This window comes from Bradyrhizobium sp. GCM10028915 (genome assembly GCF_042666195.1).
GTDB classification, from domain to species: Bacteria; Pseudomonadota; Alphaproteobacteria; order Rhizobiales; family Xanthobacteraceae; genus Bradyrhizobium; species Bradyrhizobium canariense_D.
This window is the reverse complement of record NZ_JBHTFN010000044.1, coordinates 787,590-812,931: the sequence shown is the minus strand read 5'-3', so window position 1 is coordinate 812,931 and position 25,342 is coordinate 787,590. Positions and strand designations below refer to the sequence as shown.

Here is a 25,342-nt window from a genome sequence, read left to right as displayed (position 1 = left end):
GCGGCAGCCCATGCCGTATTGCCCCGAAAAACTACGGAAATCGATGATTTTCCTCGCCTATTCCAACGACGTCGCAGCGTTAGCCGACGCCGAGCGCCTTCAACTTCCGGTGCAGCGCCGAGCGTTCCATGCCAACAAACTCGGCCGTGCGAGAAATATTTCCTGAAAAACGGCTGATCTGTGCAATCAAATAGTCGCGCTCGAACACTTCGCGGGCTTCGCGCAGCGGCAGGCCCATGATGTGCTCGCCATTGTTGCTGGTCGGCATCGCGGGCACCATGGAGCCGACATCCTGCGGCAGCATGTCGGCAGTGATGATGACTTCCGGCCCGCCAGCGGCGAGAATCATGACTCTCTCAACGTTGTTGCGGAGCTGGCGCACATTGCCCGGCCAGACATGCGACTGCAGTACCGCCATCGCGTCCTGGCCGATCTGCCGCTTGGGCAGGCCGCTGCCCGCGGAGATCTGCTCCATGAAATAGTCGATCAATTCCGGAATGTCTTCACGCCGCTCCGACAATGCGGGCACGCGGATCGGCACCACCGAGAGCCGGTGATAGAGGTCCTCGCGGAAATGACCGGCCGCGATTTCCTCTTCGAGGTTGCGCGCGGTGGAGGAGATGATGCGGACGTCGACCTGCACCTTGCCGTTGCCGCCGACGCGCTGGAACGACTGCTCGACCAGCACGCGCAAGATCTTGTTCTGGGTCTCGCGCGGCATGTCCGCGATCTCGTCGATGAACAGCGTGCCGCCATGAGCTTCTTCGAGTGCGCCGGGCTTGCGCGCGTGCTCGCCGTTGGACTGCTCGATGCCGAACAGCTCGTGCTCCATCCGCTCGGGCGTGATCGCAGCGGCGTTGATGACGACGAAGGGGCCGTCGGCGCGGCCCGAGGCCGTGTGCAACGTGCGGGCGGTCAGTTCCTTGCCGGCGCCCGCGGGGCCGACGATCAGGATGCGGCTGTTGGCCTTGGCCGCACGCTCGATGGTCTGGCGCAGCTGGTTCATGCTGGGCGAGCGGCCGACCAGCGAGCTTGCGCTCGGCGCGAGCTGCTTCAGCTCCTTGACCTCGCGCTTGAGCCGCGAGTTCTCCAGTGCACGGTTGGCGACCAGGATCAGCCGGTCGGTCTTGAACGGCTTCTCGATGAAGTCGTAGGCGCCACGCTTGATCGCGGCGACCGCGGTCTCGATGTTGCCGTGGCCGGAGATCATCACGACCGGCAGATCGGGGTTGTCCTTCTTGACCTGCTCCAAGAGCTGCAAGCCGTCGAGCTTGGAGCCCTGCAGCCAGATGTCGAGGAACACCAGATGCGGCCTGCGGTTGGCGATCTCGGCGAGCGCCGTATCGCTGTCGCGCGCGGTCCGGGTCACGAAGCCCTCGTCTTCGAGGATGCCCGCAACGAGATCCCGAATATCGGCCTCATCATCGACAATCAGAATTTCACTTGCCATGGATCGCCTGTTTTCTCAGCTGCCTGTTTAGGCTTTGATCTTCGTTGAATCATTGGTCTTTTCAGCCGGCTCTTTGGTTTCGACGGCCGCCTCTTTTGTTTCCGGATCCTTGAGGGATTGCGTGGCCGTTTCGCCGCTTTCCGGCTTGGTCGTTGCCGCGGCTGCCGGTTCGGCCCCCTCGCTTTTCGCGGGAGCGCCGGCGATCGCAAAACGCATCCGCATCCAGGCGCCGCGCTGGCCCTCGCGGAAGTCCGAGGCATCCTTCAGCTCGATGCGCCCGCCATGGTCTTCCAGCACGCGACCGACGATCGCGAGCCCAAGGCCGGTGCCTTTGGCGCGTGTCGTCACATAGGGCTCGAGCAGGCGCGAGCGCGCCACCTTGGGCAGGCCGATGCCGTTGTCGACGACGTCGATCAGCACGTCCTCGCCCTCGCGCGAGACCACGACGTCGATCCGGCCTTTGCCGAGCTCCTCCAGGGGGACCTGCTCGATCGCCTCGGTGGCGTTCTTGACGATGTTGGTGACGGCCTGCGAGATCAGCCGCCGGTCGAACTGGGCGCGCAGCGGGTCTTCCTTGAACTCGGCCTCGATATCGATCTCGGGGTGGGCGACCTTCATCAGGAACACCGCCTGCCGCACTGTGTCGGCGACGTCCTCACCCTCCATGACCGGCTTAGGCATCCGCGCAAAGCGCGAGAACTCGTCGACCATGCGGCGGATGTCGTCGACCTGACGCACGATGGTGTCGGTGCACTGTTCGAAGATCTGCTTGTCCTTGCCCTCGGTGATGTCCTTGCCGAATTTGCGGCGAATGCGTTCGGCGGAGAGCTGGATCGGGGTCAGCGGATTCTTGATCTCATGCGCGATGCGGCGCGCGACGTCGCCCCAGGCCGAGGTGCGTTGCGCCGAGACCAGTTCGGTGATGTCGTCGAGCGTGATGATGTAGCTGTCGTGCGGCTGGCTGGTCTTCTCGGCGCTGACGCGGACCGACAGATTGCGTTCCTGCCCGTCGCGCGTGATCGTGATCTGCCCCTGCACCAGGCGCTGGGTCCCTTCCCGCGCCGTCTTCATCATCTCTTCGAGCTCGGGCAGCACGTCGGAGAGCGGATGGCCGAGCGTCTCGGCTTCGGAGTGACCGATCAGCTTTTCGGCGGAACGGTTGAGAATGCCGACGCTGCCTGAGGTATCCACGCCGATGATGCCGGCGCTGGCGGACGACAGCACCGCCTCGATGAAGCGGCGGCGGCTGTCGATGAGCTCGCTGGCGTTGACGAGCTCGTCGCGCTGGCTACGCAACTCCTCCGTCATCTTGTTGAAGGTCTCACCCAGCTGGGCGAGGTCGCCTTCCGACTGGTGCACCGGCACTTTCACATGGAGATCGCCCGTCGAGACCGTCTGGGCCGCGTTCATCAGCCGCCGGATCGGCGAGACCAGCGAGTTGGCGAAGTTGAGGCCGATCAGCACCGAGGCCATCAGGATGGTCAGCGCGATCACAGCGAACATCAGCGCGAACGCGACCTGGATGCCGAGCCGGCGCGACTCGATCTGGGCGTATTCGGCGACGCTGACCTCGGTCTGCTTGAGCTGGTTGACGACATTCGGATCGAGCGGCCGTGCGACGTAGAGGAATGTGTCACTGAAGGCGCGCAAGCGGACCACCGCGGCGACGAAGCTCGCATCGGGCAGCACCGCGATCTCGGGTTCGGATTCGTTGACGTTGCTGAGGAAGTCCGGTGCCGGCGGCGAATAGGCCAGCCGCATGCCGGTGTCGGCGGATTCGAGAATGTTGGTGTTCTTGTCGATGATCATCGCGCCCGGCAAATTGCGCGAGGCGGCGCTGGACGTCAGCAATTCGCGAAACGAGCGGCGATCCTGGTCGTAGAGCGGCCGCGCGTGGGCGATGTCGTTGGCCATGCCGAGAATGTCGCCCCGGATCAGCTGCGCATGGTCCTGCATGTAAGCCCGCGCGATCGTCAGTGAATTCTGGATCACCTCCTTGGTCGGGCCGGAGAACAGGCGGTCGAGGCCGCGCTCGATGGTGACGTTGGCGACGACGGCGACCAGCACCGCCGGCAGCACCGCCACGATCGAGAACAGGCTGACGATCTGGACATGGAGGCGCGCCGCCGCCCTGCCCCGCCGTCGCGCCAGGATCAGCTGCCAGAGCTCGCGGATGATGATGCCGACCAGCAGCAGGATGGTGGCTGCGTTGCTCAGATAGAACGAACGGACAACTTGCGGCGTCAGTTCGATGCTGGTGAGGCCGGTCAGGACCAGGAAGGTGAGCAAGGCCGACAGCAGCGCCAGCGCCACGGCGAACGGCGCCAGCCAGCGTCGCGCCGACCAACGCCGGGGCTCTTCTGCTGGGGCCGTGTCAAAGGATCCGGCCGAGGTGTCTGCGCTGGTCATTCCGGCAATGGGTGCTGAAAACGGGGGGGCCGCGGCGGGCGGCTACTGATGTATTCGTACCACATTGTTGCCGAATTGCGACAATTCCGCGGCGTCACCGCCGCGACCGACCCGCGCATCCACAGCGACATGCCGGAGGGCGGGAACGGATTCCAGCCCCGGCGGCTTGACCAGCATGCACAGGTTCTTTCTCGCAATGATGGTATCGGCCGTGCTGCTGCTGATCGTGGCGGCGGACCTGCTGGTCAATGGTCTCGGGGTGCAGGAGCCCAATGCGAACGTCGCCAGCGCAATACAGGTCTCAGGCCGGTTTGTCAGATAGGTGTGAGGCCGCGTCCCGCGGCTGAAATGACCTTTTGAATGTTCCTGCGGAACATTTCAGTCCGATCGGGACTTCTGCTCACCGCGTCAGCCACGACGGCCAACGCGATCGGACAGGCTCAGCTCCGCTTGGTAGGGGGAGCTGAGCCACCGGCCGTTGCGGGGGGCTAGCCGCCGCTCCGATACACCTGGATATCGAGATCCCGGATCTTCTTCCGCAGCGTGTTGCGGTTGAGGCCGAGCAGATCGGCGGCGCGGATCTGGTTGCCGCGGGTGGCCGCGAGCGCGGCCGTGAGCAGTGGCACCTCGATCTCCTTCAGGATGCGGTGATAGAGGCCCGGCGGCGGCACGCCGTTCGGGAAGCCCTGGAAGTGCGAAGAGAGATACGCCTCCACGGCGCCGCCGAGATTGTCGACGCCATGCTGGACGGCGGCACCCGGGCTGACCGTGGGTGGCGCCAGTTCGCCGTCGATGACGGAGCCGGTGATCACGTCCTGCGGATAGAGCGCGGCGAGGCGACGGGCGAGGTTCTCGAGCTCGCGCACATTGCCCGGCCAGCGGTGCTGCTTCATCCGCTCCAGCGCCAGCGTGTCGAGCTTCTTCGGCGGCAGGCCGTCCTTCTCCGCCAGCGCGAAGAAATGACGGATGAGATCGGGCAGATCCTCGATGCGCTCGCGCAACGGCGGCAGGCGCAACGGCACGACGTTGAGGCGGAAGAACAGATCCTCGCGGAACAGGCCTTGCTGGATCAGGACGCGCAGATCCTTGTTGGAGGCCGCGACGATGCGCACGTCGGTCTTGATCGGGGTGCGACCGCCGACCGTGGTGTATTCGCCCTGCTGAAGCACGCGCAGCAGACGGGTCTGCGCCTCCATCGGCATGTCGCCGATCTCGTCCAGGAACAGCGTGCCGCCCTCGGCCTGCTCGAACCGGCCGGAGGCGCGGGTGTTGGCGCCGGTGAAGGCGCCGCGCTCATGGCCGAACAGCTCCGACTCGATCAGGTCGCGCGGGATCGCCGCCATGTTGACCGCGACGAACGGGCCATTGCGGCGCTTGCCGTAGTCGTGCAACGCGCGCGCCACCAGCTCCTTGCCGGTACCGGACTCGCCCGTGATCATCACGGTGAGGTCGGTCTGCATCAGGCGCGCCAGCACGCGATAGATTTCCTGCATCGCCGGCGAGCGGCCGACCAGCGGGATCGCCTCCATCTCGGCGTCCTCGTTCGGCGTCGAGACCCGCTCCTTCGGCTCGGCCAGCGCGCGGCCGACGATGGCGATCAGCTCCTTCAGATCGAAGGGCTTCGGCAGATATTCATAGGCGCCGCGCTCGGAGGCCCGGATCGCCGTCATGAAGGTGTTTTGCGCGCTCATGACGATAACAGGCAAATTCGGCCGCATCTTCTTGATCCGCGGCAACAGGTCGAACGCGTTCTCGTCGGGCATCACCACGTCGGTGATGACGAGATCGCCCTCCCCCTGGCTGACCCAGCGCCACAGCGTTGCGGCATTGCCGGTCAGCCGCACTTCGTAGCCGGCGCGCGATAGTGCCTGATTGAGAACCGTGCGGATGGCGGTGTCGTCATCAGCAACGAGAATGCTACCTGCGGGCATCGTTAATCCTCATTTCGCCCCCTGTGACGCAGACGACGACTTTCCGGCAGAGCCGTCGTGACTGCTTTGATCGGCATGTTTCACCGATGTGGAATACATCGGCATCAGCACGCGGAAGGTTGTCTTGCGCGGCTGAGATTCGCATTCGATGATGCCCCCGTGATCCCCGATAATCTTTGCGACCAGAGCGAGGCCCAGACCCGAGCCGGTCTGTTTGGTGGTGACGAAGGGATCGAACAGGTTTGGCAGAAGATCGTCCGGCACGCCTGGTCCGTTGTCCTTCACGCAGAATTCGAGCGGCAGGGATACACGGGATTTTTGACCGGGGACTGACAGGCGGACGCCGGGGCGAAACGCGGTGGTGAGCTGGATTTCACCGTCGGGAACGTCGATCAGCGCTTCGGCGGCGTTCTTCACCAGGTTGAGGAACACCTGGATGAGCTGGTCCTGGTTCGCCAGCACCGGGGGCAGCGAGGGATCGTAATCCTCGACGAAGCGGATGTTGCGGGCAAAGCCGGACTGCGCCAGCCGTTTGACGTGATCGAGCACCGAATGGATGTTGACGGGGCCGCGCACCACGGGGCGCTCGTCGCCGAACACCTCCATGCGGTCGACCAGCGTCACGATGCGGTCGGCCTCGTCGCAGATCAGCCGCGTCAGCATGCGGTCTTCCGAGGAGGCCTGCTGCTCCAGGAGCTGCGCCGCGCCGCGGATGCCCGAGAGCGGGTTCTTGATCTCGTGCGCCAGCATCGCGGCGAGCGCGATCACCGAGCGCGCGGCGCTGCGATGGGTGAGCTGGCGGTCCATCTTGTCGGCGATGGAGCGCTCCTGGAGCATCACCACGATATGGCCGGGCCGTTCCGTGACGGGGGCAACGTGCAGATCGACCTGGCGGTCCCCGCCCATGCGCGGCGTGCCCAGATCGACCTTGTACTCGTTGACAGGTGCATTCGACGAACGCACCTGGTCGATCAGCGCCAGCAAGGGGCTGCCAAACGGCACCAGCTCTTTCAGCGACTGCCGCTTCAAGAACTGCGTCGAGATATCGAAGAAGGCTTCGGTTGCGATGTTGGCGGCGACGATTTTGCCGTCCGGCCCGATCATCAGCACGGGATTGGGAAGTGCGTCCAGGATGGCATCGCTGTCGGACGGAAACGGCCGACGATGTTCAGCAACTGAGCTCATGCAGCGGCGCTCCATGCGAAGTCGTCGAAGGCATCTTGCAGTGACCGGTGAACGAGGTGCGGATCCTCCGAGGTGAGGATTTTCTGGCGCCAGGATTTCAGCTTCTCGGCCGGCGCACGGCTCACATCGGCCGCGACGTCGAGCGCCCAGCCCAGATGTTTTCGCGCGTGCCGCAGCCCGATGCGCAGGCCGTAGAGCGCGCAGACGCCTTCATAAAGCGTGCGCACATAATGCAGCTGCGTCTCGAGCGGCGGCGTGGCTTCCACCGCCCCACCCTTGAGGCGGCGGCCGATCTGGCCGGGCAGCCAGGGCTGGCCCTGCGCGCCGCGGCCGATCATCACGGCATCGGCGCCGGAGGCCTTTAACGCCGCGAGGGCCTTCTCGTAAGTGGTGATGTCGCCATTGACGACGAGCGGAATGGAGATGGCCTCGCGTACGGCGCGGATCGCATCCCAATCGGCCTCGCCCTTGTAGAACTGGCAGCGGGTGCGGCCGTGCACGGTGACGAGCTTGATGCCTGATGCCTGTGCGCGCCGCGCCAGTTCCGGTGCGTTGCGGGTGCGGTCGTCCCAGCCGAGCCGCATCTTCAACGTCACTGGCACCTTCACCGCCGCGATCGTCGCTTCGATCAGGCTGACGGCGTGGTCGAGGTCGCGCATCAAGGCGGAACCGGACTGGCCGCCGGTGACGTGACGAGCCGGACAGCCCATGTTGATGTCGATGATATCGGCGCCTTCGGCTTCAGCGATCCGGGCGCCCTCCGCCATCCAATGCGTCTCGCACCCGGCGAGCTGGACCACGTGGGGACCGATCCCCGTGGCTTCGCAGCGCAACCGGGACATATGATGGCCATTGGCGAGTTCGTCGCTGGCCGTCATTTCGGACACCACCAGACCGGCCCCCAACTCCGCGGCAAGCCGGCGGACGGGCGAGTCAGTCACCCCCGACATCGGTGCCAGGAAGACCGGGGTGGCGACATCAATATCGCCTATCTTCAATGGCTTAGAGTCTGATACTACCGAGCCGGTCACAGGGGTCTCGTTGCGTTGGCAGCGCCTCATCGCGCCTGCCATGACCTATCTTGCGCACAATTCTTGTGCAGTCAAGCGTCATGCCTACAGTTTAGACAGTTCTGCAAATCTTTCAAGTGCAGTGCAGCAAAATGCTGTTTCCCACAATCCGGGGAAACCCCCTTTTATTGCGGGCCTGCCGTGCTAGAGGCATGCGGCGATCACCCCACCCCCGACTCTCTTCATCACCAAATGAGTATTTGAGTCCTATGGCGAAATCACAGCGCACCGCAGTCGTCCTCGTCGCTGCCGGACGCGGCCTGCGCGCAGGCGCCGGTGGCCCCAAGCAATATCGCGAGATCGGCGGCGTGCCGGTGATCTATCGCGCCATGGAGGCCTTCAGCCGTCATGCGGACGTGTTCGCAGTTCAGCCAGTCGTGAACCCGGACGACAGCGCCATGTTCACGGCGGCGGTCGCAGGGCTCGGCCACGAGGCGCCGGTCAATGGCGGCGCGACCCGGCAGGCCTCGGTGCTCGCCGGTCTCGAAGCGCTCGCCAGGCACAAGCCCGACATCGTCCTGATCCACGACGCCGCGCGACCCTTCGTTTCGGAAGGCGTGATCACCCGCGCGATCGATGCGGCCAGCCGCACCGGCGCGGCGATCCCCGTCGTTCCCGTCACCGACACCATCAAGATCACCGGCGAGAATGACAATGTCGAGGACACGCCGGACCGGGCGCGGTTGCGAATTGCGCAGACGCCGCAATCCTTTCGTTTCGACGTCATCCTCGAAGCGCATCGTCGCGCGGCCAAGGACAGGCGCAGCGATTTCACCGACGATGCCGCGATTGCCGAATGGGCGGGATTGACGGTTGCAACCTTTGAAGGCGATGTTGCCAATATGAAGCTCACCACTCCCGAGGATTTCGTGCGCGAGGAAGCGCGGCTGGCAAGCCTGCTCGGCGACATCAGGACCGGCACGGGCTACGACGTCCACGCCTTCGGCGAGGGCGACCATCTCATGATATGCGGCGTGCGCGTGCCGCACACCAAAGGCTTCCTGGCCCATTCCGACGGCGATGTCGGCCTGCATGCGCTGGTCGACGCCATCCTGGGCGCGCTCGCTGACGGCGACATCGGATCGCACTTTCCGCCCAGCGACGCGAAGTGGAAAGGCGCCTCCTCCGACCAGTTTTTGCAATACGCCATCGAGCGCGTCACCCAGCGCGGCGGCCGCATCGCCAATCTCGAGGTGACCATGATCTGCGAGCGGCCGAAGATCGGCCCTTTGCGCGAGACCATGCGCGCGCGCATCGCCGAGATTTCCGGCGTCGACATCTCCCGCGTCGCGGTCAAGGCGACCACCAGCGAGCGGCTCGGCTTCACGGGCCGCGAGGAAGGCATCGCGGCCACCGCGAGCGCCACCATCCGCCTGCCCTGGAGTGTCTAGGCCATGGGCGGCAGCGACGCACGCGCACTCTCCCGCTCGCTGCTCGATTTGTGCCGGATGCGCAAGCTGACGATCGCGACCGCGGAGTCCTGCACCGGCGGTCTCGTCGCGGGCGCGCTGACCGACATCCCCGGCTCCTCCGACGTCATCGATCGCGGCTTCGTCACCTATTCCAACGACGCCAAGCGCGCGATGCTCGGGGTCGAGGCAAGCACGCTCACCAATTTCGGCGCCGTCAGCAAAGAGACCGCAACAGCTATGGCGGTCGGTGCGCTGGAGCGTGCCGGCGTCGATCTTGCGGTCGCCATCACTGGCATCGCCGGCCCCGGGGGTGCAACGCCTGGCAAGCCGGTTGGCCTCGTGCACTTCGCCGCCGCCGCGCGCGACGGACGCATCGTCCATCGCGAGCATCGCTTTGGCGGCATCGGCCGCACCGCCGTGCGTCAGCGCTCCGTGGTCGAGGCGCTGCGCATGCTGATGGATCTCGCCCGCGGCCCGCAAGTTACGGCCAAGCCGAAACGTGCCGCCGCAGTAACCCGCCTGCGCCCGCGCGTGACACGATCACCGCGCCGGCACGCGGTGAAGCGCAGGCCGCCGCGCTGACCGCGGGGGTGAGATCCCTCACGCAGCCGCGAGTTAAGCACTCACGTGATCGAGCACGCACTGCTTGATCGCGCTGTGATTGACGATGGCTGCGCCCCACACCAGCCCGTAGCGACTTGACCTTTCCCGCCATGCAGGTGACCTCGACGTCATTGCCGATGTGGAAGGGTCGAAACAGCAGCAGCATGACGCCGGCGGCGATGTTGGAGAGTGGGCCTGTAATGCCAGACCAACGGCGAGAGATGCGCAACATTGCCCGTGCGATGACGCCGCTGGAGATCGAGCAGGCCGCTGCGTATTATGCCTCGCAGCCGCCGGATGTCGTGAAGGCGGTGGATTGAAATTTTGGCACGCCTGCCTTCCCCATCGTCATTGCGAGCGCAGCGAAGCAATCCAGAGTCTCTCCGCAGAGGGATTCTGGATTGCTTCGTCGCAAGGGCTCTTCGCAATGAAGGAGGAGAGAGCGTGCCCGTCCGCAACCACTACGACGACACCAGCTTCCGCCGTCCGTAGATCGCATCCGCCCGCTTCTCGAAGGCGATGGAAAATCGCGCGAACGCGGCGTCGAACATCGAGCCCATCAGGAGCGCCAGCATGCGGCTCTTGAACTCGTAGGCAAGGAAGAAGCCGACATCGCAAACGCTCTCGCCTTTGGGCTCGAACGTCCAACGGTTTTCCAGATTGCTGAAGGGACCTTGCAGATATTCGACCAGGATCTTCAAATTGGCGCGGTCGAGCGTCACGCGGCTGGTGAAGGATTCCCTGACCAGCTTGAACGACACCGTCATGTCCGCGACCAGCACCTCGGTGCCGTCGGGTTTCGCCATGCGCTGACGGACCTTCAGCGCACTGCACAGCGGCACGAATTCCGGGTAGCGCTCGACGTCAGCGACCAGATCAAACATCTCGGACGCGCTGTGATCGACACGACGCTTGCTCGAAAAATTGGGCATGGCGATTCAGCGGGCGCTTGCTGCCCGCGCGGCCTTCAGTTTCGCAAAATCCTCGCCGGCATGATGCGACGAACGGGTGAGCGGGGTCGCAGACACCATCAGGAAACCCTTGGTGTAGGCGACCTTCTCGTAGGACGAAAACTCGTCCGGCGGCACGTAGCGCATCACGGCGTGATGCTTGCGGGTCGGCTGGAGATATTGCCCGATGGTCAGGAAATCGACGTCGGCGGAACGCAGATCGTCCATCACCTGCTGCACCTCGTGGCGCTCCTCGCCGAGGCCGACCATGATGCCGGACTTGGTGAAGATGGTGGGATCGAGCTCCTTGACCCGCTGCAACAGCCGGATCGAATGGAAATAGCGCGCGCCCGGCCGCACCGTGAGATAGCACGACGGCACGGTCTCGAGATTGTGGTTGAACACGTCGGGCTTCGCCGCGACGACGACCTCCAGCGCCCCCTCCTTGCGCAGGAAGTCGGGCGTCAGGATCTCGATCGTGGTCGAGGGGCACGCGGCGCGGATCGCGCGGATGGTCTGGGCGAAATGCTCGGCGCCGCCGTCAGTGAGATCGTCGCGGTCCACGGAGGTGATGACGACATGGGCAAGGCCGAGCTTGGCCACAGCCTCGCCGACGTTCTGCGGCTCGGCCGCGTCAAGTGCATTCGGCATGCCGGTCTTGACGTTGCAGAAGGCACAGGCGCGGGTGCAGGTGTCGCCCATGATCATGAAGGTCGCGTGCTTCTTGTCCCAGCACTCGCCGATATTCGGGCAGCCCGCCTCCTCGCACACCGTATGCAGGCCGTTGGCGCGCACGATGTTGCGCGTGTCGGCATAGCCGCGGGTGTTGGGCGCGCGTACGCGGATCCAGTCCGGCTTCGGCGGCGAAGCGGAATCGGGCCGGTTCACCTTTTCGGGGTGACGTGGGCGCAGCGGGTTCGAGATGGTATCGACGATAACGACCATGGGGTGTCCGGTCTGACCAAGTCCTACCTAGTCGGTCTGGCCGGGCATCGCAACCCGGCTCGCACCGCTTCAGGGAACATGGCAGATATGGGCAATATCCTGCTCTGTTCTCTGGCGATTCTCCCCTCGAATGGCTCCAGTCTCGAAGACCTCTACTCCTCGGCTCGGCAAAGCCCTGAAGCGTACCTTTTTCGCGCGCAGCGTCCACGAGGTCGCGCCCGATCTGATCGGTGCGACCATGCTGGTCAACGGCGTTGGCGGGATCATCGTCGAGGTCGAGGCCTATCATCATACCGAGCCGGCGGCGCACTCCTACAATGGCCCGACGCCGCGGAACCAGGTGATGTTCGGCCCGCCCGGCTTTGCCTATGTCTACCGCTCCTACGGCATCCACTGGTGTGTGAACTTCGTCTGCGAGGAAGAAGGCTCGGCCAGCGCCGTGCTGATCCGCGCGCTGGAGCCGACCCACGGAATCGCCGCGATGCGGCGGCGCCGCCATCTCCAGGATTTGCACACGTTGTGCTCGGGCCCGGGCAAGCTGACCGAAGCGCTCGGCATCACCATCGCGCACAATGCCTTGCCGCTCGACCGTCCGCCGATCGCGCTGCATGCGCGGACGGAGGACGTCGAGGTGGCGGCCGGCATCCGGATCGGCATCACCAAGGCGGTCGAGCTGCCCTGGCGCTATGGTGTCAGGGGCTCGAAATTCCTCAGCAAGCCGTTTCCGAAATAAGCTTACGACGCCTGCTTGAGCCGCTCCAGCGCCTCGAGCAGCTTGGCCTTGCGGGCGAGCGCGGCCTCGCGCTTCTCGCGCTCCTCCTCGACGACCTCCTCGGCCGCGTTGGCCACGAATTTCTCGTTGGCCAGTTTGGACTCGGCACGCTTGATGTCGGCGTCGGCCTTCCCGATCTCCTTGTCCAGACGCGTGCGCTCGGCGACGACGTCAATCACGCCCTTCAGCGGCAGCGCGGCCACCTCGCCGCGCACCAGGAGCTGGACCGCGCCGTCGGGCGCACGGTCGGCGAAGGAGATGTCCGACAGCCGCGCCATGCGCTTGATGACGTCGCTCCAGCGCGGCGCGCGCTCCTTCGTCTCGGCCGAGGCGCCTGCGAGCACCAGCGCCGTGAGGGTCGCCGGCGGGATGTTCATCTCGGCGCGCACCGAACGGATCTGCGTGACAAGGTCAATGACCCAGCCGATCTCGGCCTCGGCCGCGGGATCGGTGAAGTCGGCATGGTCGAAGATCGGCAGCACCCAAACCGGCGAGACGAGCGCGTCGGTCGGCCCCGTCGTCGCCGCGAGCATCGCAAGCTGCTCCGGCGTCGGCCCGGCCGGCTTCAGCGGCCACGGTGCCAGCGCGAGCAGACCGTCGCGCTTGGCCGTCACCTCCCACAGCTCCTCGGTGATGAAGGGCATGAAGGGGTGCAGCAGTTTCAGGATCTCGTCGCGCGCCCATGCCACCATGGCGCGGGTCTCGGCCTTGGCAGGGCTGTCGGGGCCGAGTAGCACGGGTTTTGCGAGCTCGAGATACCAGTCGCAATAGACGTTCCACACGAAGCGGTAGATGCTGCCGGCGGCGTCATTGAAGCGATAGGCCTCGATCGCCTCGGTCACCTCGCGCGTGGTGTGCGCACTCTCATGTGCGATCCAGCGGTTCAGCGTCTCTTTGACCTTCGCCGGCTCGAAGCCTTCGGGCACGGCGCAATGGTTCATCTCCGCAAAGCGCGACGCATTCCAGAGCTTGGTCGCGAAATTGCGATAGCCCTCGACGCGGCTGGTGGCGAGCTTGATGTCGCGCCCCTGCGCGGCCATCGCGGCCAGCGTGAAGCGCAGCGCGTCCGCACCATATTGGTCGATCAGGCTGAGCGGATCGATGACGTTGCCCTTCGACTTCGACATCTTGGCGCCCTTCTCGTCGCGGACGAGGGCGTGGATGTAGATCGTCGAGAACGGCACCTCCTTCATGAAGTGCAGCCCCATCATCATCATGCGGGCGACCCAGAAGAAGATGATGTCGAAGCCCGTCACCAGTGCGTTGGTCGGGTAGTAGCGCTGCACTTCCGGCGCGTCTGCGGGCCAGCCGAGGGTCGAGAATGGCCACAGCGCCGAGGAGAACCAGGTGTCGAGCACGTCCTCGTCGCGCGTGATGAAGCCGTCCCGCTTGTTGCGGTCGAGCGCCATCTCGCGGCCCTGCTCGACCGTGATGACTTCCTGCTCGACGTAATAGCCGAGGGCGTGGCTGACGGCCTCCTCCTCGGTCTCGGCGACGAACACCTTGCCATCAGGACCGTACCAGGCCGGGATCTGGTGGCCCCACCAGAGCTGGCGCGAGATGCACCAGGGCTGGATGTTCTCCATCCACTCGAAATAGGTTTTTTCCCAGTTCTTTGGCACGAAGGTGGTTTCGCCCGAACGCACGGCGGCCATCGCGGGCTTCGCCAGCGTCTTGGCGTCGACATACCATTGGTCGGTCAGATAGGGCTCGATCACCGTGCCGGAGCGGTCGCCATGCGGCACCATGTGGGTGTGAGGTTCGATCCGCTCGACGAAACCGAACGATTCCAGTCGCTCGACGATGCGCTTGCGCGCTGCAAAGCGATCGAGCTTGTTGAACTCCTCGGCGAACTGCGAGGCACCTTCCGGCAGGTCGCGCAGATAATCCTCGTTGTCGAGGAGATCGAGGCAACCTTCCTTGTCGATGACGCTGATTCGGGCGAGGCCGTGGCGATTGCCGACCTCGAAATCGTTGAAGTCGTGCGCCGGCGTCACCTTGACCGCGCCCGAGCCCTTCTCCGGATCGGAATAATCGTCGGCGACGATCTGGATCTTGCGGCCGACCAGCGGCAGGATCACGTTCTTGCCGACCAGCTTCTGATAGCGCTCGTCGTCGGGATGCACGGCCACCCCGGTATCGCCGAGCATGGTCTCCGGGCGCGTGGTGGCAACGACGATGAAGCTCGAGGGATCCTCGGGGCTGAAGATCTTGCCCTCGATCGGATAGCGCAGGTACCAGAGGCTACCCTTGACCTCGGTCTGCTGCACTTCGAGATCGGAGATCGCGGTGAGCAGCTTGGTGTCCCAGTTCACCAGCCGCTTGTCCTTGTAGATCAGGCCGTCGCGGTGCAGCTCGACGAACACCTTGACCACGGCCTTGGACAGGCCCTCGTCCATGGTGAAGCGTTCGCGCGACCAGTCGCAGGAGGCGCCGAGCCGTTTGAGTTGGTTGATGATGGTGTCGCCGCTCTCGGCCTTCCACTGCCAGACCCGCTCCAGAAACTTCTCGCGGCCCATCTCGCGACGGCTGGGCTGCTGGCGCTCCATCAGCTGCCGCTCCACCACCATCTGGGTGGCGATGCCGGCATGGTCGGTGCCGGGCTGCCACAGCACGTCGCGACCGCGCATGCGCTCGAACCGGCACAGGATGTCCTGGAGCGTGTTGTTGAGGGCGTGGCCCATGTGCAGCGAGCCCGTCACGTTCGGCGGCGGGATCACGATGGTAAAGGGCACAGCGTCGCGGCGGTCTGGGCGGCCGGCCTTGAAGGCAAGGCTGTCCTCCCACACGACGGACATGCGGGCTTCGATATCGGCGGGCTGGTAATTTTTCTCGATCATGGCGCTGTTAGAAAGCCGCGCACGGGGTCCAAGTCAACGGAAAGGTCAAAGGAAAGCCAGGCGGCAACAGGGCTTTCCGGTCCGGTCGGGAGACAGAATATGACCCACAAGCAGGGCTTTATGAGGGCTCTGCGGCCCGATCTACCTGCCGCCGCGCGATACCCGCTCGATTTCGGCCTTCACGATGCGTTCGACCAGGCCCGGCAAATTGTCGTCCAGCCAGGATTTCAGCATCGGACGCAGCATCTCCTTGACCAGATCCTCCAGCGTTCGCGCATTGCTGCTGAGCACCGTGTGGGCCAGGGAATTGAAGGCGGATTCGACCGCGGAGACCGTCGATTGCGCCAGCATCGGCTGTTGGGGCGGCAGCGGCGGCGCATCGAAGTCCACGGGCGCATAGGATGCCGGCGTCGGACGCGGCGGCGGCGATTCGGCGAATTCGAGATCGTCGCGCGGCTCGACCTTGCGGAAGCTCGGCGGCGGCGGAGGCGGCGTCGGCTCCATCGCCAGCGCCATATCGTCGGTCAATTCCAGCACGTCGGGCTCAGGTTCGGGCTCCGGCTCGGGAGCACGGATTTCCGGCGCGGGCGTGGCTGCGTCGAGCCCCGCCAGCAGCGCGTCGATATCGTCCTGATTGTTGGATGCATCCACCTCGGGTGCGGCGGCCGGCGGCGCTGCCGGCTTTGCGGCCGGAGCCGGTGCCGGCTTTTCGGCGGCCGGTTTGGGCGGCGCTACCTTGGATGGCGGAATATCGTTGATCACCTGCGGCTTCGGTGACGCGGCGGGGGCGGCAGCTTTCTCGGGCTTAGCGGCATCCGCCGGCGGCGGCTTGGCCTCATCGTCGGCAATGATGCGCCGGATCGAGGCCAGAATCTCCTCCATCGAGGGTTCTGTGACCTTTGCAGGCTGCGTCATCTCCGACTCCACATCATCAACGCCCTCGCATGCGTTGTTTTACACCAAGCACGACAGGATTGGCCGGTTCCGGATGGGTGGCCCGACATTTTCGTCACGGCAGCCCGACTTGTCCCCAGATGACAGCTCAACGTGCAGCGGTGCGCCCCTGCCCTCGGCACTCATGCTTTACGCACACGGCATCGGATGCAGAGCGAATCGACCCGCATCTTCTTGGCAAGGCTATGTCAGGGATTTTGCTGATTGCAAGCAAAGCACCGGTCGGCTTCGGCTATTTGCGAGGCCGACCGGATGATTACGGGACTCTAGCGTCCGTCTGGCGTGCGTACGCCGGCCCAGCTGTCGCGGACCTGATGGTAGTGCACGCTGGGATCGTAGACAGTGGTGTTGAGGCCGAGGACTTGCGGCGCGAGACGACCGACCGCGTTGAGCACCGAATAGGACGCCACCACGCGGTCATGCTGGGCAGTGACGAGCGCCACGCGCGCGTTGACCAGCGCCTGCTGCGCGTTGAGCACGTCCAGCGTGGTGCGCTGGCCGGCCTTGGCTTCCTCGCGCACACCGTTCAGCGCGATCTCGGAGGCCGTAACCTGCGCCTGCGCAGACTGCACCTGCGCCTTGCCGGCTTCCAACTGGCCCCAGGCCTGCACGACGTTGGCGCGGGTCTGATCGCGCGTGGTTTCAAGATTCAGGCGCTGCTGCGCCAAGTTCTCTTTCGATTGGCGGATCAGCGCATATTCAGCGCCGCCCTGATAGATCGGCACCGAGGCGGTCGCGATGGCGGAAGCGGTCGTCGTTCGGAAGACCGTCAGGGTCTGCTGGTACGACTGGGTGATGCCAGCCTGAACCGTGAGGGTCGGCAGCAGCGCGCCTTCGTTGATCTTGACCTGGAGATAATTGACGTCGATGCCGAACATCGATGCCGTGACGTTGGGGTTCTCCACCAGGCTGAGACCGACGGCGGAGGCGAGCGTCCCGGGCAGGAAACGATCGACCGGCGAGCCCGGCGCAAGGTTCGTCGGCTCGTTGCCGATGATCCGGCGGAAATTGGCACGCGTCGTCGTGAGATTCGATTCGGCCGTCAGGGCCTGGGTCCTGCCTGCCGCGAGCTGCGCTTCGGATTGCGCCACGTCCGTGCGCGTCACCTCGCCGACATTGAAGCGATCGCGCGTTTGCTTGAGCGTCTGTTCGAGGACGCGCACATTGCTGCGCTGAACTTCGAGTGTGGCGGAGTCACGAAGATAATCCATGTAGCTGGTCGCAGCCTGCAGCAGGACCGTCTGCTCGAGCACACGCAACGCCTCGCGGGATCCCGAGACCTGGCTTTCCGCCACGCGCGTCCTGTTGGCGGTCTGATTGCCGTTATAGAGCGTCTGGTTGATGGTCAGGCTGGCGCTATTGGGCTGAAGGGGCGGGTCGCTATGGATCGGCACAGCCTTCTGCGTCTGCTGAATATCCTGATATTGATAGCCGGTGCTGAGGTTGATCCCGACCTTGGGGCGATAGCCCGACAGCGCTTGCGGCACGTTCTCGTCAGTCGAGCGCACCTGGGCGCGCTGCGCGTTGAGCTGCGGATTGTTCTGATAAGCGCGCACCAGCGCAGCCTCGATCGTATCCGCCAAGGCAGGCGTCGGCGCGGCAAGCGCCAGCAGCAGGACCGAAACCGCTGCTCCGGTGAAGAGCTTCACCCCATGCATCCAAAAATTCCGTTCATTCTAACGCCCGGCTCGTGCCCGCGAGCTGGGTTACCGTCTACGAGTGGAGTCGTTGCCCCGCCGCAACATAGGACGCGGTCAAGCGCGACGGAACTACCTGAGGGGTGTTCTCGGTGGAAACTCTTCACGTGCAGCATCCCGGCCACACTTCTGATTCAGAACGGGATTTTAACGGGCCAAAGCCGTCAGAAGACGAAGGCGGCGGCCCGTTCCAGCCCCGGAAGGACCGGGGCTGCGGCATCGAACAGCGCCCGATGGCCGAATTCGCCGTGGGTATGGGTCACGATCATGGCTCGCGGCGGCCTGGATTCGGCCGAGACCCCCACCAGGCGCCCCCCCTCCTTGAGCTGCCCGAGCAGCCCTGCCGGGGTCACCTCGGTGGCGCCGTTGAGGACGATCACATCATAGGGACCTGCGGCGGCATCACCCTCGGTGCAGGCCGCGGCCTTGCAGGCCACGTTGGCCAACCCGAGGGCGGCGAAGGCGTCGTTGGCCTTTGCCGCCAGGCCCGAATCGCATTCCGTCGCGATGACTTTGCGCGCGAGCTTGGCGGTCAGCGCAGCGAGATAGCCCGTGGCGCAGCCGACGACCAGCACGTCGTCATCCTCGCCGATCTCGGCGGCCTGGAGCAGCTTGCCGGTCAGCTGCGGCTTGATCAGGAACCGCTTGGCGCCTCCCTCGCTGACGTCGAGATCGAGGTCGAGATACGCCAACGCCTGCCGGCTGGCGGGCACGAAAGCCTCGCGCGGAACCGTGAGCATGGCGTCGAGAACACGACGGTCGGTGACGTCACTGGTGCGCACCTGGCCATCGACCATTTTTAGGCGCGCCGTCGAGAAAACGGACATTTGCGGACCCTGCAAGGCGGACGATGCCGCGGACGAAAGTTGGCGGCATCTTTGGAACAGGCCCTGCGAAAACGCAACATGGCTTTGGCCCGCAAACCGGGCCCTTCCGCAACTCGCAACGTCGAGGGTGAGCCGCCTATTCGATCGTGACCGCGAGGCGGCCGATCAATGCGGCGACTTCGTCCAGCCGTGCCGAATCGTGGGTCTCGACCGCCCGCGCCAGACAGGCGAGGCATTCGTCGTCGCTGAGTTCGGGGATGTCCGCCGGCAGAATGGAGGGGGCCAACGGGAAACGGTCGACCTGGATGTCTCGCATGGGAATCAGCTCCGTAAAGGACCGGCCTCTGGAAGCTCGATTTCAATTGAGTCGTTTTGGCGTCACCGCGGAGGATGCGGGCTCGCCGCGGTACACATCTAGTTGAGGATCTGCTGCAACGAGATCGCACGCCAGATCAGAGTCTGGGCGCAAGTTGCTGAAAATGAAGCGGAATTTGGCTCCCCGGGCTGGATTCGAACCAGCGACCATCCGATTAACAGTCGGATGCTCTACCGCTGAGCTACCGAGGAAAAGGGCGAACCTGTCGTTCGCGCGCGGCTGCGTATAACAAAGCCGCTTGCGCTTGCAAAGGACGAATTCGCTATCTGGCACATTGCGGCGAGGAAGGGCACGCGGCCCCTCCTCCGCCTGGCCTCAGGTCAAGTTACTCGGCGACGAACGAAGTGGTCTTGGTGCCGGAATCGTAGCGCAGCCGGAGTGCCGTGAACTTGCAGAGGTTGACGTTCTTCCAGAGCACGGTCTCGTCATAGTTCTGCCAGTCGACGCGGACGTTCCAGACGCATCCTTCGTCGTCATCGTCGAACTCGACATAGGTGCTCGCCTGGTTCTGCAAAACCTTGTCCAGCTCGTTGTCCCATTCGTCCATGCCATCGTCCGGGGCGTTGAAGCCCAGGAATTTGATGGCATAGCCGGTCTCGTTGACGACAGTGACGTTGCGGGCGTCAGTCGCGTACGACGGCGCGGCGGCAATCGATAGACCGACCGCGATCAGTGCAGACAGAAAATACTTCATATGAAATTCCCCCGATCGAAACGGGCTTTCGGTGCCTGACGTCGATCGGCGCAGGCGCCGCGGCAACCAATGGCGTTGCCTCGAAGGATTCGTCGGAGGCGCAATCGAAAGGTGCAAGACGCGATCGATCCGCCTCCGGCTCTCTGCACGACGCGAGACGCGCAGCGAGCCAATTCTTATCGATTCGAATTCTCCGCAGCAATGAACCGGCATTCATAGATCGCGGGGTTTGTTGTCTCCGGCGCGGGCGCCCGGCACCGCGCGAATATGATTCTTGTCGCAGACACAGCTTCGCGCCCTCGCGGCTTGGCTCGCCCGAGCTTTGCTTTGTTTCGTACACCCTCCTCGTCAGAGGGCGCAGGGAAGACCGGGTGCCGGCTGGCACCCACGGTCCACTGTGCGAAGGTTGAACTACAAGATTCTGCACAGCGGCATACAGGTGAAGCCCAACACACGGCCTTCCCTGCGCAGTGGTTTTACGGCTTATGCCGAGTTCTCCTCGGGGAGCGATGCACTATTGCCCCCGTCGCCTTGCGGATGGCTGATGCTGCGCGCCCGGTCGGGCAGCGACATCACCACAAGGCTTGACGCACAGACCCCGGGCGTCAGGACGACACGGTTTTGCCGTACGCTAATAGCACCGGTCGTGTGCGCGACGCCTTCGCTCACGGTTGCCCGCCCTGCAAAGCCCTTCGCGCCGATGTGACTAGCGTCCACCGCAGCTCACCCCGCGTTCGTGACGATCGCGATACGCCCCGCTGACAGGGATGAGGTGGCGACTGAATACGCCAAAGTCGAATTTCGGTAAAGTAGAATATTTTCGCGCGAGCGGATTGACCGTCGTTTGGGTGTTTTGCCCGTCGGGCAACGCAAGGGCTTGTAGCCCGGATGAAGCGAAGCGTAATCCGGGGCCCTGTATCCGTTAAACGAACCCCGGATTGCGCTTCGCTCCATCCGGGCTACGGATCATCTCCTCACGGCCGGCGGCAGACCAGGTCGATCTCGATCAGCGCGTCGTAGGCAAGCCCGGTGACACCGACGCAGGTGCGGGCCGGCAGGCGGTCGGGCGGAAAGAACGCGCGATAAGTCTCGTTCATCGCGGTGTAGTCTTCCTTGAAACGCGTGAGATAGATGCGTGTCATCACGACGTGCTCGAAACCGAGATCGAGGCCCGCCAACACCGCCTTCAAATTCTCCATCACCGCCCTCGTCTGCGCCACGATGCCCTCCGGCAGCACGCCCGGGATTTGCGGCGTGTCCGGCATCTGGCCGGTGACAAAGACAAAACCGTCGGTCTCCACCGCGTGGCTGAAGGGCGCGACCGGCTTGGGTCCGCCGCTGATCATGTGGAATTTCACTGGAGTATCCTTCGGTTTAAGGCGCGTCCAGAAACAGGCGCTTGCTGATGATCGCGTGCACGCCCCAATTGCCGTCGACCACCTGCGTGACGCCGAAGTCGACGGCGGCCGACATCAGCGCGATCGCCTCGTCCTCGCTCAACCCCTTCACGTTCATCAGGAAGCGTCGCATCTTGCGAAACGCATCTTTCATGGCGAGATCGAGCGAGGACTTTGCGTAAACCTCGCTCTGGCCCTGAGCGCCGAACTCGGCGAGGTAGTTGGGATGGCTGAATCCGGTCAGGACCCAATCAGATTCGGTCTCGATCAGGGGATAAGAGAGATCGGCGAAGGGTTGGCCGGAGAGGTCGGCCTTCTTGTGCAGGATCACCTCGAAGGTTCCGGTCATCGAGCATTCAATCGCGGTGCCGCTCAATTCGCCGTCGCCTTGCGTGGCATGGGGATCGCCAACCGATAACAATGCGCCGGGAACGGAGACCGGAAGATAGACGGTCGCCCCCTTCCCCAAGCGCCAGTTGTCGAGATTGCCGCCGAAATAGGAAGGCGGCACGGAGTCGATGAAATCGACCTCGCGCGGCGCCACCGCGATCACGCCGAAATGCGGGCGCAAGGGAATGCGGATGCCGTCGAGCACGGCGTGGCGGCGCTTCACGGTGCCGGGCAAGACCGGAACGCCGGGATAGTCGTAGGTGGCGTGCACCACGCCAAACGGGTCGGTCTGCGGCTCCCAGCGGTAGGAATACAGCGCGCGGGCATGCGGCGCATCGGTATCGTCCAGGATTTCGTAGATCGTCACGACCTCGCGCGGCTTCGGTCCTGAAAGAAATTCGTCGTAATGATAGCCCCACCAGGCCGCGACCGAGGAGCCGAACACGCGCCCTGAATGTTTCGGATGACGACTTGTGCGCGGTACGATGTCGAGGATCCGGACTTCCAGCACGTCGCCGGGCTGGGCGTCCTTCACCGACACGGGCCCCGTGCAGATGTGCACGCCAAAGCCTTCGCCGGCGCCGCGCCCGAATATGCTGGCATCCATCGGACCCGCGCCGCGGCGATCCACGTTCTTCCTCGCCTTGGTCCAACCGAATACACTTTCGGCGGCGGTATCGCCCGCGATCATCAGCTCAGGATCATCGGAGGCATGCTGCGTTAGCGTTTCGATCGTGATCGTATCACCCGAATTGATCTCGAGCTGCGGCTGTAACGCGCGACTGAAATATCCCCAATGAACACGGTGGGCTTCGATCGGAAGATGATGATGCTTGCGTTCGGCCGTTCTCGGCTCGTCGATGTCGGTTCGGGCGAGATTGCCGCGCGCCTCGGCGCTCGCCGGGTGCACGCGAAGCTGCGCCAGCGCATCCTGCGGCCAGCCGCGCTGACCGGCTATCCCCTGCTGGGTCGTCGCCCGCTCCGCTTCCTGCTGGCGAAACTCGCGCGGCGGCAGCCCGAAGCGATGGCGGAAGGCGCGGCTGAAATGCGCGGAATCGCCAAACCCATAGGCGTAGGCGATCTCCGAGATTGAGCGATGCGCCTCGGACGGATTGGACAGATCGGCCCAGGCGCGCTGCAGCCGCCGCTCGCGAACGTAATGAGTAAAGTTGTCGCCGACCGTCTCGAACAGCTTTTGCAGATAGCGCTCGGAAATCCCTTCGGCCTGCGCGACGCGCGCCGGCACCAGTCCGGGATCGTCGAGGCGGCGTTCGATGGTCTGGCAGATCCGGTGCAGGAGTGCCGACTGCGTCGCGCTCGATCCGGCGTCGGACGTCGAAGCCGCCAATTGATGGGCGAGTGTCAGCAGCAGATCGACGAGCGACTGCGTGACCGCATTCCATTCGGCATCGCTCAGCGTGTCGAGCGTGCGCGCGGTCGCGTCCATCAAGCGCGCGAAGACATCGGCAAAGCCGCTGGGCGGAACGACCCTGGGTTCGCCGAGCCGCGGCCTGCCCGAGAGGCGGCCGTGCAGCGCCTCCGAGGTCACCGACAGCACGACGGCGCGCATGTCGCGCTGGAATACGATGCTCCAGTCCCCGCTCCGCGGCAGCAGCACGAGATGGCCCACCGGAACGATGCGATGGCCGGCGGCGCTCTTGAGCACCATGCCGTCCTCGACCGGCATCAGCGCAATCGGCAGGTCTTCGTTGGCCTGCGGACGCGGACCGATGGTCTGGGCGCCGGCCGCCATGCGCGTCAGCGCAACGCCTGCGGCGTGGCGATGTGACGCCGTTGCGTGCCCATCCAGGAAGCAATGGCCTGCCGCCGGCTGCAGGCCGACCGCGGCGAGCACGTCCCGCCAGGCTTCGGGGCGGTCGTCTTGAGCGTAGGACTCGCTCGTGAAAGGACGGAAGCTCATCGGATCGACCCAGATTGCAGTGGATCGAAGCAACCTCTGTGCCAGACGAACGTGGTCATCCGTCGCAGCGAGGGGCCGCAAATGACGGTCTTTTGTCACGTCCTCATCCTGGAAATGAGCTGTTCTTCAAAGTGTTGGAGCGCGATGTCAACGTCGAGCACGATGTGTAGCCTGGATGGAGCGAAGCGTAATCCGGGGGCCTTTTGAGTCCGGCGTGACAAACCCGGATTGCGTTGCGCTCCATCCGGGCTACGGCCCATCAGTCGCACCGAAAGATGTTTTTGCGGATCGTGCCGTGAACTCCCCAATTGGCATCGACCACCTGGGTGACGCCGAAATCGGCGCCGACCGATAGCAGCGAAATCGCCTCGTCCTCGCTCAAACCGTGCACGGTCATCAGGAACCTCCTGAGCTTGCGGAACGCATCGCGCATCGCACGGTCGAGACTCGAGTGGTTGGCAATCTCGGTCTGTGCGTCGGCGCCGAGCGCGGCGAGGTAGTTCGGATAGGTGAAGCCGTAGAACGACCACGCCTGATCGGTCTCCAGCATCGGATGATCGAGACCTTCGAGGCTGGTGCCGGCGAGATCGGCCTTCTTGTGCAGGACGAACTCGAAATCGCCGGTCAGCGAGGTTTCGATCGCGGTGCCGCCAAGCTCGCTGTCGCCTTGCGCGGCGTGGGGATCGCCGACCGAGAAATAGGCGCCGGGGATCGCGACCGGATAGAACATCCGCGCCCCCTTGCCGATGCGCCAGTCGTCGATGTTGCCGCCGGTATAGCTCGGCGGGATCGAGCTGACGAAATCGGCCTCCGACGGCGCGAGCCCCATGGTGCCAAAATGCAGCCGTGCCGGCACCCTGACGCTTGTGAGGATGTTCTCGCGCTTCTTGATGGTGGCGTGATCGACGCGCACGCCGGGATAATCGATGGTCGGATGCACGATGCCGTCAGGGTCGGTCTGGGGCGTCCAGACGTAGTTGTAGACCGCTTTGGCGCAGGGCTCGCCTGACGTGTCGAGCTCGAAGATGGTGACGACCTCGCGCGGCTTCGGCTCCTCGATCAGATCGTGATAGTGAAAGCCCCAGTTGGCGGCGATGTTGGAGCCGAAGCAGCGCCCGGCATGACAGGCGCTGCAGCTCGGCCGCGGCCGGATATCGAGGATGCGCACTTCGAGGATGTCGCCGGGTTCGGCGCCTTCGATCGCGACCGGACCGGTGAGGAGATGCACGCCGATCCCCTCGCCTGCTCCGCGGATGAACGGGCCTTCGGTCGGGCCCGAACCGCGCCGCCCGACGGCCTTGTGCTCGCGCGTCCATTGGAACACGCTCTCGGCGCCGGGATCACCCTGGATCATGCGCTCGTAGTCATCATTGGCGTGATGGGTCAGCGTCTCGATGGTGGCGCGATCGCCCGAGCGCAGGGTCAGGGCCGGCGCGACCTTCTTGGAGAAATAGCCCCAGTGGACGGTCTTCGGCGAAACCGGCAGCGTGACATGCTTCATGAGGTGGCCTCTTCTGGA

At 64.5% G+C, this 25,342-nt stretch carries 20 protein-coding genes, 1 tRNA gene and 1 pseudogene; 4 read left to right on the top strand and 18 right to left on the bottom strand.

From position 1 onward, the window contains the following. Positions 1–79: 79 nt before the first annotated feature. Positions 80–1,450, bottom strand: coding sequence for a sigma-54 dependent transcriptional regulator (locus ACFQX9_RS24030; RefSeq protein ID WP_007591127.1), 1,371 nt, complete (start codon positions 1,448–1,450; stop codon positions 80–82). 27 nt (positions 1,451–1,477) lie between these two features. After that, on the bottom strand, positions 1,478–3,859 hold the full coding sequence (locus tag ACFQX9_RS24025; RefSeq protein ID WP_377790839.1) for an ATP-binding protein: 2,382 nt from the start codon (positions 3,857–3,859) through the stop codon (positions 1,478–1,480). 175 nt (positions 3,860–4,034) lie between these two features. Between ACFQX9_RS24025 and ACFQX9_RS24020 the strand changes: the two genes are divergently transcribed. Beyond that, entirely contained in the window at positions 4,035–4,181 is a 147-nt protein-coding gene (locus ACFQX9_RS24020; protein WP_018457826.1) for a hypothetical protein, read from the top strand. 166 nt (positions 4,182–4,347) lie between these two features. Here the strand turns inward: ACFQX9_RS24020 and ntrC are convergent, their stop codons facing one another. The 3 genes from ntrC to dusB are packed head-to-tail and all read right to left on the bottom strand — an operon-like array spanning position 4,348 to position 7,973. Further along, the gene (gene ntrC / locus ACFQX9_RS24015) at positions 4,348–5,790 is read right to left on the bottom strand and encodes a nitrogen regulation protein NR(I) (protein WP_007610301.1); all 1,443 of its coding nucleotides are present in this window, start codon (positions 5,788–5,790) and stop codon (positions 4,348–4,350) included. 9 nt (positions 5,791–5,799) lie between these two features. After that, positions 5,800–6,975, bottom strand: coding sequence for a nitrogen regulation protein NR(II) (locus ACFQX9_RS24010; RefSeq protein ID WP_026233448.1), 1,176 nt, complete (start codon positions 6,973–6,975; stop codon positions 5,800–5,802). Next, positions 6,972–7,973, bottom strand: a complete 1,002-nt coding sequence (dusB, locus tag ACFQX9_RS24005; RefSeq protein ID WP_018457824.1) for a tRNA dihydrouridine synthase DusB — start codon at positions 7,971–7,973, stop codon at positions 6,972–6,974. Before dusB ends, ACFQX9_RS24010 begins: the two co-directional genes overlap by 4 nt. Before the next feature lie 281 nt (positions 7,974–8,254). On the opposite strand from dusB, the gene ACFQX9_RS24000 reads away from it, so the two are divergent. Together ACFQX9_RS24000 and ACFQX9_RS23995 are read left to right on the top strand one after the other, a co-directional pair. Next, a complete protein-coding gene (locus tag ACFQX9_RS24000) occupies positions 8,255–9,436 on the top strand; it encodes a bifunctional 2-C-methyl-D-erythritol 4-phosphate cytidylyltransferase/2-C-methyl-D-erythritol 2,4-cyclodiphosphate synthase (protein ID WP_018457823.1) in 1,182 nt (393 codons plus the stop codon). A 3-nt stretch (positions 9,437–9,439) separates the two neighbouring features. Next, on the top strand, positions 9,440–10,039 hold the full coding sequence (locus ACFQX9_RS23995; protein WP_368508044.1) for a CinA family protein: 600 nt from the start codon (positions 9,440–9,442) through the stop codon (positions 10,037–10,039). Positions 10,040–10,192: 153 nt separating this feature from the next. On the opposite strand, the pseudogene ACFQX9_RS23990 reads toward ACFQX9_RS23995, so the two are convergent. From ACFQX9_RS23990 to lipA, 3 genes and pseudogenes are all read right to left on the bottom strand, one after another. Next, a pseudogene (locus ACFQX9_RS23990) lies at positions 10,193–10,285 on the bottom strand (small-conductance mechanosensitive channel); the annotation flags it as partial. A gap of 236 nt (positions 10,286–10,521) precedes the next feature. Next, on the bottom strand, positions 10,522–10,992 hold the full coding sequence (locus ACFQX9_RS23985) for a type II toxin-antitoxin system RatA family toxin (protein WP_018457820.1): 471 nt from the start codon (positions 10,990–10,992) through the stop codon (positions 10,522–10,524). A 6-nt stretch (positions 10,993–10,998) separates the two neighbouring features. Further along, positions 10,999–11,955: a lipoyl synthase gene (lipA, locus tag ACFQX9_RS23980; protein WP_018457819.1), complete on the bottom strand. Its 957-nt coding sequence runs from the start codon at positions 11,953–11,955 to the stop codon at positions 10,999–11,001. Positions 11,956–12,085: 130 nt separating this feature from the next. On the opposite strand from lipA, the gene ACFQX9_RS23975 reads away from it, so the two are divergent. Continuing rightward, positions 12,086–12,688: a DNA-3-methyladenine glycosylase gene (locus ACFQX9_RS23975; RefSeq protein WP_085349818.1), complete on the top strand. Its 603-nt coding sequence runs from the start codon at positions 12,086–12,088 to the stop codon at positions 12,686–12,688. 2 nt (positions 12,689–12,690) lie between these two features. Here ACFQX9_RS23975 and ACFQX9_RS23970 read toward each other — a convergent pair whose 3' ends face one another. The 10 genes from ACFQX9_RS23970 to ACFQX9_RS23925 all read right to left on the bottom strand — a co-directional run bounded on the left by ACFQX9_RS23970 (position 12,691) and on the right by ACFQX9_RS23925 (position 25,324). Then, positions 12,691–15,567, bottom strand: a complete 2,877-nt coding sequence (locus ACFQX9_RS23970) for a valine--tRNA ligase (RefSeq protein ID WP_085349819.1) — start codon at positions 15,565–15,567, stop codon at positions 12,691–12,693. 141 nt (positions 15,568–15,708) lie between these two features. Beyond that, positions 15,709–16,482, bottom strand: coding sequence for a PopZ family protein (locus ACFQX9_RS23965; RefSeq protein WP_247395659.1), 774 nt, complete (start codon positions 16,480–16,482; stop codon positions 15,709–15,711). A gap of 305 nt (positions 16,483–16,787) precedes the next feature. Next, positions 16,788–18,179, bottom strand: a complete 1,392-nt coding sequence (locus ACFQX9_RS23960; RefSeq protein ID WP_018457815.1) for a TolC family outer membrane protein — start codon at positions 18,177–18,179, stop codon at positions 16,788–16,790. Positions 18,180–18,382: 203 nt separating this feature from the next. Further along, positions 18,383–19,045 (bottom strand): protein-L-isoaspartate O-methyltransferase, encoded by a 663-nt coding sequence (locus tag ACFQX9_RS23955; protein WP_018457814.1) that lies wholly within the window; start codon positions 19,043–19,045, stop codon positions 18,383–18,385. 136 nt (positions 19,046–19,181) lie between these two features. Further along, a complete protein-coding gene (locus tag ACFQX9_RS23950; RefSeq protein ID WP_026233446.1) occupies positions 19,182–19,361 on the bottom strand; it encodes a hypothetical protein in 180 nt (59 codons plus the stop codon). 176 nt (positions 19,362–19,537) lie between these two features. Continuing rightward, positions 19,538–19,612: transfer RNA gene (locus ACFQX9_RS23945), tRNA-Asn, on the bottom strand. A 134-nt stretch (positions 19,613–19,746) separates the two neighbouring features. Next, the gene (locus ACFQX9_RS23940; RefSeq protein ID WP_018457812.1) at positions 19,747–20,115 is read right to left on the bottom strand and encodes a hypothetical protein; all 369 of its coding nucleotides are present in this window, start codon (positions 20,113–20,115) and stop codon (positions 19,747–19,749) included. A 974-nt stretch (positions 20,116–21,089) separates the two neighbouring features. Further along, a complete protein-coding gene (locus ACFQX9_RS23935; RefSeq protein ID WP_377790831.1) occupies positions 21,090–21,473 on the bottom strand; it encodes a RidA family protein in 384 nt (127 codons plus the stop codon). Positions 21,474–21,489: 16 nt separating this feature from the next. Then, entirely contained in the window at positions 21,490–23,823 is a 2,334-nt protein-coding gene (locus ACFQX9_RS23930) for an acetamidase/formamidase family protein (protein ID WP_018457810.1), read from the bottom strand. A 259-nt stretch (positions 23,824–24,082) separates the two neighbouring features. Further along, positions 24,083–25,324 carry an acetamidase/formamidase family protein gene (locus ACFQX9_RS23925; RefSeq protein WP_018457809.1) on the bottom strand — a complete coding sequence of 414 codons (1,242 nt, stop codon included), beginning with the start codon at positions 25,322–25,324 and terminating at the stop codon, positions 24,083–24,085. Between the last annotated feature and the right edge of the window lie 18 nt (positions 25,325–25,342).